Source organism: Blautia sp. Sow4_E7, assembly GCF_052116245.1.
In the GTDB taxonomy this organism is placed as follows: domain Bacteria; phylum Bacillota; class Clostridia; order Lachnospirales; family Lachnospiraceae; genus Blautia_A.
Genome location: NZ_JBQKLL010000013.1, coordinates 51,084 through 64,648 on the forward strand (window position 1 = coordinate 51,084; position 13,565 = coordinate 64,648).

A 13,565-nucleotide genomic window follows, 5' to 3' on the forward strand; every position below is an offset into this window, starting at 1 on the left:
CATATGAGATATCATATGGAAAAATTGGGTCAATATAAAGACCAGGAGGAGTGTGCAGGGATGAAATATGGATATTTTGATGATAAGAAACGAGAATATGTGATTACAAGGCCAGATACACCAGCGCCTTGGGTAAACTATCTGGGAGATCCTGAATATGGTGCCATTGTGTCCAATAATGCAGGCGGATACAGCTTTGTAAAGTCTGGTGCTAACGGAAGAATTTTACGTTATGTTTTTAATCAGTTTGACGAGCCGGGAAGATATATTTATCTGAGGGACAATGAAACGAAAGATTTTTGGTCAGCGTCATGGCAGCCTGTAGGAAAGGATCTTGAAAAATATAAAAGTGAATGTCACCACGGTACTGCTTATACCAGGATGATGGCAGATTACAGCGGTATTCATTCTGAGGTTCGGTACTATGTACCCCTGGGACAGTCTTATGAGGTGTGGAGCCTTTGTGTGGAGAACTGTTCTGATAAGGAAAGAGAAATTAATGTAACCGGATATGCGGAATTTACTAACAACAGCAACTATGAGCAGGATCAGGTAAATCTGCAGTATTCCCAGTATATTACCAAAACTGTTTTCAGAGGAAACCGTGTACGCCAGATGATCCATGCAAATCTGGATCGTCTTGATGAAGGAGAAAAGGTAGATAACAAAGATGTGACAAATCGGTTCCTGGGTCTGGCCGGCGTGCCAGTGGATTCCTGGTGCGGTGAAAAAGAAGCATTTCTGGGGAGATATCACGGTTATGGAAACCCGGTAGGAGTAATGGACGGCAAGCTTAATTGTGAGGGGAATTATAATGAAAACAGCTGTGGTGCATTGACAGCAGTGTTAAAGCTTGCCCCGGGAGAAAAGAAAGAGATGGCTTTTCTTGTAGGTATGAAAAAAAATGACGAGGCAGAAGCGATTGTTGCGCGTTATGACCAAAATTGCCAGCAGGTTTGCGAAAGGGAACTGGAAGAACTGATCAGTTACTGGCATGGACAGCTTTCACATTTTCAGATAAAAACTCCAAGTAATGAATTTAATACCATGATCAACACATGGAACGCTTACAACTGTTTTATGACTTTTATCTGGTCCAGAGCAGCATCCTTTACTTACTGTGGTCTGCGCAATGGATATGGATACCGCGACACTGTGCAGGATATTCAGGGCGTGATCCATCTGGCACCTGAAATGGCAGCGGATAAGATCCGTTTCATGTTGTCTGCCCAGGTAGATAATGGTGGTGGTCTGCCTCTTGTTAAATTCACCCACAATCCAGGACATGAGGATACGCCGGACGATGCTTCTTATGTACAGGAAACAGGGCATCCGGCATATCGTGCTGACGATGCTCTATGGCTTTTTCCAACTGTATATAAGTATGTGTCAGAGACAGGAAATGTAGATTTTATTGATGAGGTAATCCCATTTGCCAATAAAGATGAAGGAACAGTATATGAGCATCTGAAACGTGCGATCCAGTTCTCGATGGAACATCTTGGAAAACATGGAATGCCGGCGGGACTTTATGCAGATTGGAACGACTGCCTGAGGCTTGGAAAAGATGGAGAATCTACTTTTGTAGCTTTGCAGTTTTATTATGCAATGACCATTTTGAAGGAGTTTGCGGCTTACGAAAAAGATGAAGAATATATCTCATATCTGGAAAAAAGCCAGGAAAAGCTTGGGGAACTGATTGAAAAGCTTTGCTGGAATGAAGACCGGTTTATCCGCGGTTTTACAGAAGCAGGAGAAATAATCGGACAGCGTACAGATCCGGAAGCAAATATGTGGCTGAATCCCCAGAGCTGGGCTGTAATCAGTGGGCTTGCAACAAAGGAGCAGTCAGAACTGGCACTTGAGCAGGTTTATGAAAGACTGAATACAGAGTATGGTGCTATTCTCATGGATCCCCCATATCACGCACATGCTTTTGACGGCGCACTGGCTGTAATTTATAATGCAGGAACAAAAGAAAATGCAGGAATTTTTTCCCAGTCACAGGGATGGATCATTTTGGCAGAAGCATTAATGGGACATGGAGAAAGAGCATTTGGCTACTTTATGGAAAATGCTCCGGCTGCACAGAATGATAAGGCGGAGATCCGCAGGCTTGAGCCATATTGCTATGGTCAGTTTACAGAGGGGAAAGCAAGTCCGAATTTTGGCCGTTCTCATGTACACTGGCTTACTGGAACTGCGTCTACTGTTATGGTAGGATGTGTGGAAGGTATTCTTGGAATGCGTCCTGATTTCTATGGCCTTCGTATCGCACCGTCCATACCGAAAGAATGGGATGGATTTGAAGTCGAAAAAGATTTCCGCGGCTGTCACCTGCACATTAAAGTGCAAAATCCGGGACATGCAGAGAGTGGATTTAAGAAACTTACTGTAAACGGTGAAGAGTTAAAAGATAATTATATTCCACAGGATAAGCTGACTGCTGAAACTGAGGTTGAATTGTATCTGTCGTAAAAATTTAGTAGGCCTGGTGGGTGGACGCAGGCAGAAAGCGAGAAACATTGATGAAACATATAGAATTTCAGGATAAAAACGGAAGCTTTATTATACATGATCCGGAAAATTATAGCGGTCTGTATCTGCCTCTGGCGGGAGAAAAAGGACTGAAATCCAGTATCACCCCTAATCTGGGAGGTGACAGCAAAACAGATCAGAATCATTTCCTTCTTGAGCCTGTAAGTATTGAAAACCTGCATAATAACCGAAATACCAGAAATTTCTGGTGTCAGGTATATAAAAGCACAGAAGCAGGTGATACTGCTCTGTCTGGAGCAGATCCGAAGCTTCTGGGCTGTTGGTCTGTCTGTGGAAATTCCGCAGAACAGGAATTTCAGAAATTTACAGATAAGCAGGACGAAAGCACACTGGAAGCTGGTTTTATGTGGCAGAAGATTTCCCGAAAATCACAAAAATATGGTCTTCAGGCAGAAGTAACTTCTTTTGTTACAATTTCCGGGGACATGGAAGTAGAATATGTGGAAATCACAAATATTTCCGAAAAAAAAGTGGAAATTGTGCCAACAGGTGCAATTCCAGTATATGGAAGAAGTGCAGATAATCTTCGAGATCACCGCCATGTTACCTCCCTTCTCCATCGAATTCGGACCACGGATTATGGTGTGGAAGTAACCCCGGTTTTGTCCTTTGACGAGCGGGGACATCAGAAAAATAATACTACATATTTTGTATACGGTTCAGATGAAAACGGAGAGAAGCCAGAGTCATTTTATCCTACAGTGGAGGAGTTTATAGGAGAAGGCGGAACCTTTCTGAATCCAGAGGCAGTAAGAATTAATAAGCCCGGAAAACCCTCTGGAACAGAACTTCAGGGAAAAGAGGCTGTTGGAGGCATCCGATTCAGCCGGAAAACACTGAAACCAAGGGAAACAGCTGGTTATATTTTACTATGTGGGATTGCAGATGCCGGTGGGCAGCAGTTCCCAAGAAAGGAGAATACAGATAAAAAGGCAATAGATCTGGCAAAAGCTTCTAAATGGATAGAGTCGTTGACTTCTGGCTGCAGGACCCGCTCCCAGGTACGGAATATGCTGGAAGAAGTAAAAGAACACTGGATTCGGAAAGTTAATGTAGCGTTTGAAACTGGAAGCGAAGATGCGGATAATTATCTGAAATGGATCTGTTTCCAGCCAATCCTCAGAAGAATTTATGGCTGTTCTTTTCTCCCCTATCATGATTACGGAAAAGGGGGACGCGGCTGGCGCGATTTATGGCAGGATTGCCTTGCCTTGTTGATCATGGAGCCATCTGAGGTAAGACAGATGATCATTGATAATTATGGAGGTGTTCGTATTGATGGAACAAATGCCACAATTATAGGAAGTGGTCAGGGAGAATTTATTGCAGACAGGAATAATATTACCCGTGTATGGATGGATCATAGCTTTTGGCCGTTTGTAACTACGAAGCTTTATTTGGATCAGACCGGGGATCTTGATGTTTTATTTGAGAAGATTCCATATTTTAAGGATCTTCAGTCAAAACGTGGAACAGCTCATGATGAAGAATGGAACAGCAGTTATGGTAATTTACAGAAAACAGATGCTAATGAAATATATCATGGGACTGTTCTGGAACATATTCTTCTTCAAAATCTGTGCGCATTTTTTGATGTGGGAGATCATAATGAAATGCGTCTGCATGGAGCAGACTGGAATGATGCCCTGGACATGGCCTGGGAAAAAGGTGAGAGTGTGGCCTTTACCTGTGCTTATGCTGGAAATTTGAAGGATATCGCTTATGTGCTTAGAGAAATAGAGCGCGTTCAGGAAATTAACAGGATTGAGCTTGCAGAAGAAATGGAATGTCTGTTTGCCTGTGGAAAACAGTTATATGAAAGCCCTGAGGAAAAACAGAAGGTTTTGAAGCAATATACTGATTTGAGTGCTCATAATCTCAGTGGAAATAAAGCAGTGCTTTCTCTGGAAATGGTATGCAGCAATCTGGAAGAAAAAGCAGACTGGCTCGTGGAAAATATTCGGAAAAATGAATGGATCCAGGATGGGGATAAAGGCTGGTTTAATGGATATTATGATAATCATGGAAGAAAAGTAGAATACAGTGCGGTTTCAGATGAAACCGACAATAAAGCCGGTGCAGAGTGTAACGCCCGAATGATGCTTACCGGACAGGTGTTTGCCGTCATGAGCGGTACCGCTACAGAGGAACAGATCCAGGCAATCTGCAGAAGTGCAGATGCATATCTGTATGACAGGAAAGCCGGTGGCTACCGCCTGAATACAGATTTCAAGGAAGAAAAATTTGACCTGGGAAGAATGTTTGGATTTGCATATGGAGAAAAGGAAAATGGTGCCGTCTTTTCCCATATGGCAGTTATGTATGCCAATGCATTGTACAAAAACGGTCACGCCAAAGAAGGATACAAAGTTCTTCAGACTCTGCTTGATACTGCAATGGATTTTGAACGCAGCAAAATGTACCCGGGAATCCCGGAATATTTCGATAATCAGGGAAGAGGCTTATACGCATATCTGACCGGAGCTGCAAGCTGGTATATGCTGACCATGATAACAGAAGTTTTTGGAGTAAAAGGCCAGCTGGGCGATATGGTGATAGCACCTGCACTTATGCCTGAGCAGTACGATCAGGAAGGAAAAGCTTCCTTGAAAATAGAATTTGCCGGAAGGAAATTTTTTATTCACATTTTTAACAGGGAGAAAAAAGAATGGAATAAAGTGCAGATAAAAGAAACCTTTTGTGATGGTACTTTGCTGTCGGCAGAAGGCGGCAGGCAGGCTCGCCTGAAGCGCTCTGAAATAGAAAAACTGACTTTGGAAAAAGTACATGAAATTAATATTATTTTGAACTAATCTGGATAAAGAATTAGAAAAATGACCAGATATTCAGGAATAACAATGCATAAATAAAGGTTATTCCTGAATATCCGGTCTTTTTATGTAAGGCGGAGAATTATGCATTGCAGGAGCCTTACGTGCGCGGTCAGCTTACCACATGGATTTATAATACCTATCCCTGTATTTTTTTGGAGTCAGACCAGTGAAATTCTCGAATACCTGAATAAAGTGACTCTGGGAAGAGAACGATAGGTAATTGGCGATGTCAACTACTGCTTTGTCCGAGTAGCGAAGAAGATGTGTGGCTTTTTCTATTTTTTTCTCCCTTATGTAGTCACTGATGGAAATTCCAAGATTTTGTTTGAATACCCTGGATAGATAATTCTGGGAAAGACCGGTGTGGCAGGCAAGGTCTTCTATGGTGATACGGTCCTTTATATGAGCATAGATGTAATCAATGCACTGCATAACTGGCTTGGAAAGTACGGATGATTTTTTTTGCAGGATCATTTTTCCGGTAAAATCCTTTGCCATAGTGTGGTGAAGGTCTGCAATCTGTCGCAGGGAAGTGCAGGAATCCATTTTTAAAATGTAAAAGTCACTAAGCCGGTAGGCCTGCTCTGCCTCCATCCCTCCGTCAATGCAATATCTGGTAAGCATCGCAGCTGTAACCACAAAGTGGTATTTCAGATTCGTGACAGGGTTTCTGGAAAGGACTCCGGTTCCCTCCAGATTCGTAAAAGAATCTGCATTACAGTTCTGTATGACAGTTTCCATATCTCCGGTTTTTACTGCCGCATAAAAGGAATATTCAACAGAAGGCGGTCTGTGCTTGGATTCAGTTTCATTTTCTTCAAGTTCTGTGTTGTACCAGTCTTTTGATATTGCCATGTAATCCCCTCCCAAACAAAAATGAGTCATTTTTTATATTATGACACGAATCTGATATTTTGTTAAGAGAAATAATATAATGTCAAAAATAAAAATGGTATATTTATTGCACCAAAGAGATACAGCATTAAGAAAATGCTTAAAAAAGGAGGATCTTTTATATGAAGAAGAGAGCAGTATCTATGTTACTTACAGCTGTTATGGCAGTTACCGGTATGGCTGCAACAGCAACCGTAGCACATGCAGAAGGAGAAGAGGGAAAGGTTATTAACATCTATTCCTGGAACGATGAGTTCCGTACACGTCTGGAAGCTATTTATCCAGAAGTTGAGTCCACTTCCAGCGATGGAACTGTTACAACCTTAAAAGACGGAACTGAGATCCATTGGATCATCAACCCAAACCAGGATGGTGTTTACCAGCAGAAGCTTGATGAGGCGCTTCTGAATCAGGCTGATGCATCTGATGATGATAAAGTAGATATTTTCTTAACTGAGACCGATTATGTTTTCAAATATACAGACAAAGATGCAGATGTAGCAATGCCGCTTACAGATCTTGGAATTGACCCGGATACAGATCTTGCAGATCAGTACGATTTTACAAGAACAACTGCTTCTGACGCTGACGGAGTACAGAGAGGTTCTACATGGCAGTGCTGCCCAGGAACTCTGGTATACCGTCGTGATATTGCAAAAGAAGTTTTTGGAACAGATGATCCGGCAGAAGTAGGCGAGAAAGTAAAAGACTGGGATACAATGAAAGAGACTGCTGCTCAACTGAAGGAGAAAGGTTACTACACATTTGCTTCTTATGCAGATACCTTCCGTTTATATGGAAACAGCATCGCACAGTCCTGGGTACAGCCTGGTGAGACAACCATTACAGTTGACCAGAAGATTATGGATTGGGTAAATGATTCAAAAGAGTGGCTGGATGCAGGTTTCCTTAACCCTACTGTAAAAGGACAGTGGAACGATGACTGGAACAAAGCTATGGGCTCCCAGTCAAAAGTATTTGCATTCCTGTTTCCGGCATGGGGAATCGACTTTACATTAAGTCCAAACTGGGATGGCGATGCAGGCTCATGGGCAGTTACAAATCCTCCGCAGGAATACAATTGGGGCGGTTCTTACATTCATGCAGCAACAGGTACTGATAATCCAGAGCATGCAAAAGACATTATCCTTGCTATGACTGCAGACAAAGACAACCTGTTAAAGATTTCTAAGGATTATTCAGACTTCACAAATACAAAGAGTGGTATGGCAGAGGCTGCTACAGATGATGCAAACTTCTCTTCTGAGTTCCTTGGTGGACAGAATCCATTTACATATTTCTCACCTGTTGCAGAGAACATTAAGATTGCTCCGCTTTCTGCCTATGACCAGGGATGCGTAGAGTTGATCCAGAATTCCTTCAGTGATTATTTCCAGGGAAATGTTGACTTTGATAAAGCAAAAGCAAACTTCGAGACTGCTATTAAAGAGCGTTATCCTGAGATCTCTGAGGTTAAATGGCCGGAATAATGTAGATAGTTCTGAGGATTTTGTTTGCAAAAACATCTTGCAGAATACTATTAAAAAAATAATGTCCATGTGACATTTGAAAATTGGTATAAGGAACGTGGAGAGGATCCTGTAACATAGGATTCTCTCCTGTTCTGTAAGATGTGTGTAAAGGAGAACTGTTATGAAGAAAAACAAGAAAAGCATTAATTATGGAAAATGGGGCTACCTGTTTATCCTTCCTTTTTTTATAACCTATTTGATTTTTTCTTTGATTCCATTGGTTGATACGGTCCGTTACAGCTTTTTTGAATATTTCCGTTCTGGAATTAAAGAAATCGGACCCAATTTTATTGGAATGGCAAATTACATCAGTCTGCTGAAATCCGATATGTTTAAATATGGAGCAAACACATTGATTCTGTGGCTGATCGGATTCGTGCCGCAGATTGTGGTTGCGTTGGTTCTGGCAGCCTGGTTTACAGATGCCCGTTTAAAAATAAGAGGAAAACAGTTTTTTAAAGTGGTAATATATCTGCCGAACCTGATTATGGCATCTGCATTTGCACTTTTATTTTTTACTATGTTTTCTACAAACGGACCAATAAATTCTATTCTGATGTCTCTTGGATGGATTAAAGACCCTATTGATTTTATGGGATCTGTAGTTGGAACAAGATCTTTAATTGGCTTTATGAACTTCCTTATGTGGTTTGGAAATACAACGATTATGCTGATGGCGGCTGTTATGGGTATCAGTATGGATATTTTTGAGGCTTCTGACCTGGATGGATGCAACAGTATTCAACGTTTCTATTATATTACATTGCCGCTGATCAGACCGATTCTTGCATATACATTAATTACATCCATTATTGGTGGTCTTCAGATGTTTGATGTACCACAGATCCTGACAAATGGACAGGGCAATCCAGATAGAACGTCTATGACGCTGATCATGTTCTTGAACAGTCATCTGAAGAGTAAGAACTATGGTATGGCTGGTGCATTATCTGTTTACCTGTTTATTATCAGTGGTATTTTATGCTTCATCGTATATCGTATGACCAATGATAATGATCCAGATGGTTCCAAAAAGGCTGCAAAAAAACGTGCTAAGGAAGAAAGGAGAAGATTAAGAAGATGAAGAAGAAAGCAGGAAGCCAATTCAGAACAGTTTTCGCACATATCGTACTGATTCTTCTGTCTTTTATGTGCCTGTTCTTTTTTTACGTATTGATAATTAATGCAACCAGATCTCATGGGGATCTGCAGAAAGGTTTCTCTGCACTTCCAGGAAAATATTTCCTTGAGAATCTGAAAAACGTGGCAAACGACGGAAGCTTTCCAATGTTTCGGGGAATTTTGAACAGTGTGATCGTATCTTCCTGTAGTGCCGCACTTTGTACATATTTTTCATCCCTTACGGCATATGGTCTTTATGCTTATGAGTTTAAGGCAAGAAAGGTTGCTTTTACATTTATCATGGCAATTCTTGTAATGCCAACGCAGGTTACTGCAATGGGATTCCTTCGTCTGGTTACGAAGATGGGATTATATGATTCCCTTCTGCCGCTGATTATTCCCTCCATTGCATCTCCAGCTGTATTTTATTTTATGTACAGTTATCTGCAGTCGTCTCTGCCGCTTTCTCTCGTAGAGGCTGCCAGAATCGATGGTTCCGGAGAATTCCATACCTTTAATCGCATTGTGCTTCCAATTATGAAGCCTGCAATTGCAGTTCAGGCGATTTTTACATTTGTTGGTTCCTGGAACAACTACTTTGTACCGGCCCTGATCATCCAGTCCAAGAGTAAAATGACGGTGCCGATTCTGATCGCTACTCTTCGTGGTGCTGATTATATGAATTTTGATATGGGTAAAATTTACATGATGATCACAGTTGCGATCGTGCCGATCATTGTTGTGTACCTGCTTCTTTCCAAGTATATTATTGCAGGTGTTACCCTTGGTGGTGTCAAAGAGTAATGGCGTTTACACAGTTTAAGCACAGTGGGACTTTGAATCCGGAAATATCTGTCTGCGAGAAAAAGCATAGCTCTTTTGCAGAAAAAGCGGCAGAGGAAGGCATTGTCCTATTGAAAAATGAAAATATTCTTCCCATTTCATTATCTGCACCGGTTGCCCTTCTGGGCATCGGTGCGGATAAAACTGTAAAAGGGGGGATTGGTTCCGGAGATGTAAATAACAGGCAGAATATTACCATTTACGAAGGAATGGAAGAATCCGGAATTCGGATCACCAGCAGGGACTGGCTGGATGATTATGAACATCGCTATCAGAAAGCGAGACTTATATGGAAAGAGAAAATTCTTGAAGAAGCAAAGCATGTAAATAATCCTTTTGATGCCTATGCATCCAATCCATTTATCATGCCGGAGGGGCGTCCTGTTTCTGAAATGGATATCCAGGAAGCTGAAATTGTTGTTTATGTAATCAGCCGTATTTCTGGTGAAGGAAAAGACCGTCGTCTTGAAAAAGGTGACTATTATCTTAGTGAACGAGAAGAGAAAGATATTCTTTTTCTAAACAGCAGATGTGTGCCTATTGTTCTGCTTATAAATGCCGGTGGTCCTGTGGAGCTTACAGACATTCTGGAAAAAGCGCAGTGGATAAAAGGTATCCTCAATATTTCCCAGCTTGGCCAGGAGGGGGGACGTGCGGTTGCAAGGATCCTTCTTGGAGAAGCTGTTCCAAGCGGAAAGCTCACAACAACCTGGGCAAAAAAATATGCGGATGTGCCATTTGCAGAGAATTTTAGTTATCTGAATGGAAATCTGGAATTGGAAGAATATAAAGAAGGAATTTATGTGGGCTATCGGTATTTCGACAGTTTTGGTGTAGAGCCACTTTTTCCTTTTGGCTTCGGTCTTTCTTATACAGATTTTAGGATTCAGTTTTGCAGTATTGAAACTGACAAGGATAAGATTGCAGTAAATGTATCTGTAGAGAATATTGGAAATACCTTTGCAGGAAGAGAAGTTGTACAGGTGTATGTATCACTTCCCCGGGGCAGGATAGAGAAAGAATACCATCGCCTGGTTGGATATGCAAAGACAAATGTATTAAAGCCGGGAGAAAAACAGGAGTTAAAGATCCTGTTTGATGGAAAAACTATTGCAAGCTTTTTTGAGGATGCAAATGCCTGGATTGTGGAAACAGGAAAGTATGGTCTCTGGATTGGAAATAATTCAGCCAATCTGAAGCTGGAGGCTTTTATAAATGTGAACCAGGACGTAGTTCTGGAGCAGACGCAGAAACTGGAAGCATTGGTTGAATTATCTGAAAAACTGGAAGCTTCGAAGAATGTAAAGGCTGCAGAAAAGCAGCTGGAGAAAAGTAGAAATGCTGATTTTCCCACCATACAGTTTGAAGCATTGCAGAGAAAACAAGAGGCTGGAAATGTTGACCGAGAGTCTCTGGTCATGGGAAACTCGCTGGAAATTCTGGCAGAAGAGCTGCCTGTAGAAGAATTGATCCCACTTTTATACGGAAATACTGGTGGTATTAGCAGCAATCTTGGAGCAGCAGGGATTAAAGTGCCTGGTTCAGCTGGCGAAACTTCAGAAGCTCTTTATGAAAAATATGGAGTTCCGGTATTGATCATGGCAGACGGACCAGCTGGTATCAGACTGCAAAGAAGTTATGAGGTGAATCGCGAGAATGATTCTGTTTATGGAATCGGTGTTCTTGGTTCTTTGGAAAATGGATTTCTGGTAACAGAAAAGCCTCACAAAAATGCAGATACGTATTATCAGTACTGTACTGCTTTTCCGGTTGGTACAGCTTTGGCGCAGTCCTGGAATCGGCAGCTGTTGAAAGAGTTTGGAGAAATGATAGCTGAGGAAATGGAGAAATTTGGCGTCAATCTCTGGTTGGCACCGGGAATGAATATTCACAGAAATCCCCTGTGCGGACGAAATTTTGAATACTATTCAGAGGACCCGCTGCTTGCAGGAAGTCTGGCAGCAGCAGTTACCAAAGGGGTTCAGGGTAAAGCAGGATGCGGGGTAACGATTAAGCATTTTGCATGCAATAATCAGGAAGATAATCGTATGGGAGTAGATGTTCATCTTTCTGAAAGAGCTCTTCGTGAGATTTATTGTCGTGGATTTGAGATTGCCATAAAGGAGAGTAAACCTGTGGCAATTATGTCCTCCTATAATCTGGTAAATGGGGTACATGCCGCAAACAGCAAGGATCTGTGTACCAGAATTGTGCGTGATGAGTGGGGATTTGAGGGCGTGATCATGTCGGACTGGAATACTACGGAACCTGAGGACGGAAGTATTCCATGGAAGTGCACAGCTGCCGGAAATGATATTATCATGCCGGGAAGTGCGAATGATCATAAAAGTATTCTGGATGGTTACAGAAGTGGGGAGCTTTCAGAAGAAGAAATTCGTATCTGTGCCAGAAGGGTATTGAAACTAATCGATAAATTGTAAATGTATAAGGACTGAGCAAGGTATGCGTATGTGTACTTTGCTCTTATTTTTTTTCGTTTTTATAGAAATTATAAAGAGAGATGTGGTAGTATGGAAAATACCAGCGATACAAAAAGAAAATCTGGAATGGAGCTTGAGGTGAAAGGTGGTGCTTTGCTGTGGCTGAGTATAGAAATAGACGAAAGCAAGAAGAGCGTATAAAAGCAGTGGAAAATGGAAGGAGAACCCAAATGGACGAGCGAAGCAAACGGGCGCAGATGGAACGAAAGAGGAGAACTCGTAGAAAGAAACAGAGACGTCGGGTTTTGATTAGTGCACTGGTGGAAGTTTTGATCCTGGCAGTGTTGGCTTTGACGTTATGTTGGGATAGAGGATTTAGTGCTAAAGTGTCGGGAGTGCTCGGGATTTTCGACAGACCGCCTGTGACGGAACTGGATGTGTCGGGAGTGAACAGCTCAAATGTGCTTTTAATGGATGTAAAAAGCGGAAAGGTCATTGGAAATCTAAATGGGGAAGAGCAGATTTATCCGGCGTCCATGACGAAGATCATGACTGCAATTGTGGCGCTGGAAGCATTTTCAGATCTGGATCATGAGATTACTTTAAGTGAGAATATTTTTTATGCTCTGGACGGACAGGATGCTACACAGGCAGGCTTTCAGCCAGGGGAGAGCGTGAGAGTGCGTGATCTGGTCTACGGCGTAATGCTGCCTTCCGGAGCAGAATGTTGTCTGGCTTTGGCAGATGAAGTGTCAGGTTCAGAAGAAGCATTTGTGGAAAAGATGAATAAGAAGGCCAAGTCCATTGGGATGAAGGATACCCATTTTATGGATTGTACGGGCTTACATGATCCAGAACATTATAGTACAGCATATGATATTGCGCTGCTGCTTAAGTATGCGTTACATAATGATACTTTCCGTGAAGTGGCAGAAAGCCATTTCCATTCTACGCCAGCTACCAATGTACATCCGGATGGAATTACCTATTACAGTACCATGTTTAAAAATATGTCAGATACATCGGTAACCGGCGGGGAAATTCTGGGTGGTAAAACCGGTTACACCTCCGAAGCCGGACATTGCCTGGCCAGCTTTGCACAGATTTACGACAGGGAGTACATTCTGGTAACTGCAGGTGCCACGGCGGACGCTACGGGAGTGCCGCACATTCTGGACGCGAAGACAATATATAACCGGCTGGGCGAAGCGGTGGCGAAAAAATAAGAACCTGCGTGGGGAAATTGGAGATTCCGGGTCACGGAGTGAATAGTAACAGTTATTTACTTGCAGTATTAAATAAAAGATGCTACCTTGAATAATAGCAGATAGAACGAAAAA

At 42.1% G+C, this 13,565-nt stretch carries 8 protein-coding genes; 7 read left to right on the forward strand and 1 reads right to left on the reverse strand.

The genetic code is table 11. The features are described 5' to 3' along the window. The first annotated feature begins 60 nt into the window (after positions 1 to 60). Both ACTQ50_RS09705 and ACTQ50_RS09710 read left to right on the forward strand, forming a co-directional pair. Entirely contained in the window at positions 61 to 2,478 is a 2,418-nt protein-coding gene (locus ACTQ50_RS09705) for a GH36-type glycosyl hydrolase domain-containing protein (protein ID WP_441484018.1), read from the forward strand. A gap of 50 nt (positions 2,479 to 2,528) precedes the next feature. Continuing rightward, complete coding sequence (locus tag ACTQ50_RS09710; RefSeq protein ID WP_441484019.1) at positions 2,529 to 5,372, forward strand: GH36-type glycosyl hydrolase domain-containing protein; 2,844 nt, start codon at positions 2,529 to 2,531, stop codon at positions 5,370 to 5,372. Positions 5,373 to 5,507: 135 nt separating this feature from the next. On the opposite strand, the gene ACTQ50_RS09715 is transcribed toward ACTQ50_RS09710, so the two are convergent. Then, the gene (locus ACTQ50_RS09715; protein WP_441484020.1) at positions 5,508 to 6,248 is read right to left on the reverse strand and encodes a helix-turn-helix domain-containing protein; all 741 of its coding nucleotides are present in this window, start codon (positions 6,246 to 6,248) and stop codon (positions 5,508 to 5,510) included. Between the two features lie 161 nt (positions 6,249 to 6,409). Between ACTQ50_RS09715 and ACTQ50_RS09720 the strand changes: the two genes are divergently transcribed. From ACTQ50_RS09720 to ACTQ50_RS09740, 5 genes are all read left to right on the forward strand, one after another. Then, positions 6,410 to 7,777 (forward strand): carbohydrate ABC transporter substrate-binding protein, encoded by a 1,368-nt coding sequence (locus ACTQ50_RS09720; protein ID WP_441484021.1) that lies wholly within the window; start codon positions 6,410 to 6,412, stop codon positions 7,775 to 7,777. Positions 7,778 to 7,940: 163 nt separating this feature from the next. Beyond that, a complete protein-coding gene (locus ACTQ50_RS09725) occupies positions 7,941 to 8,903 on the forward strand; it encodes a carbohydrate ABC transporter permease (RefSeq protein ID WP_441484022.1) in 963 nt (320 codons plus the stop codon). Beyond that, positions 8,900 to 9,745 (forward strand): carbohydrate ABC transporter permease, encoded by an 846-nt coding sequence (locus tag ACTQ50_RS09730; protein WP_173717007.1) that lies wholly within the window; start codon positions 8,900 to 8,902, stop codon positions 9,743 to 9,745. Before ACTQ50_RS09725 ends, ACTQ50_RS09730 begins: the two co-directional genes overlap by 4 nt. Beyond that, entirely contained in the window at positions 9,745 to 12,225 is a 2,481-nt protein-coding gene (locus tag ACTQ50_RS09735; RefSeq protein ID WP_441484023.1) for a glycoside hydrolase family 3 protein, read from the forward strand. The genes ACTQ50_RS09730 and ACTQ50_RS09735 overlap by 1 nt, the downstream gene beginning before the upstream one ends. A 230-nt stretch (positions 12,226 to 12,455) precedes the next feature. Continuing rightward, positions 12,456 to 13,451: a D-alanyl-D-alanine carboxypeptidase family protein gene (locus ACTQ50_RS09740; protein WP_441484024.1), complete on the forward strand. Its 996-nt coding sequence runs from the start codon at positions 12,456 to 12,458 to the stop codon at positions 13,449 to 13,451. Positions 13,452 to 13,565 lie beyond the last annotated feature (114 nt).

What these genes read in the sequence shown, in the direction of transcription:
- ACTQ50_RS09715 (WP_441484020.1), bottom strand. Translation starts at nt 6,248, where the DNA reads ATGGCAATATCAAAAGACTGGTACAACACAGAACTTGAAGAAAATGAA.
- ACTQ50_RS09730 (WP_173717007.1), top strand. Translation starts at nt 8,900, where the DNA reads ATGAAGAAGAAAGCAGGAAGCCAATTCAGAACAGTTTTCGCACATATC.
- ACTQ50_RS09710 (WP_441484019.1), top strand. Translation starts at nt 2,529, where the DNA reads ATGAAACATATAGAATTTCAGGATAAAAACGGAAGCTTTATTATACAT.
- ACTQ50_RS09720 (WP_441484021.1), top strand. Translation starts at nt 6,410, where the DNA reads ATGAAGAAGAGAGCAGTATCTATGTTACTTACAGCTGTTATGGCAGTT.
- ACTQ50_RS09725 (WP_441484022.1), top strand. Translation starts at nt 7,941, where the DNA reads ATGAAGAAAAACAAGAAAAGCATTAATTATGGAAAATGGGGCTACCTG.
- ACTQ50_RS09705 (WP_441484018.1), top strand. Translation starts at nt 61, where the DNA reads ATGAAATATGGATATTTTGATGATAAGAAACGAGAATATGTGATTACA.
- ACTQ50_RS09735 (WP_441484023.1), top strand. Translation starts at nt 9,745, where the DNA reads ATGGCGTTTACACAGTTTAAGCACAGTGGGACTTTGAATCCGGAAATA.
- ACTQ50_RS09740 (WP_441484024.1), top strand. Translation starts at nt 12,456, where the DNA reads ATGGACGAGCGAAGCAAACGGGCGCAGATGGAACGAAAGAGGAGAACT.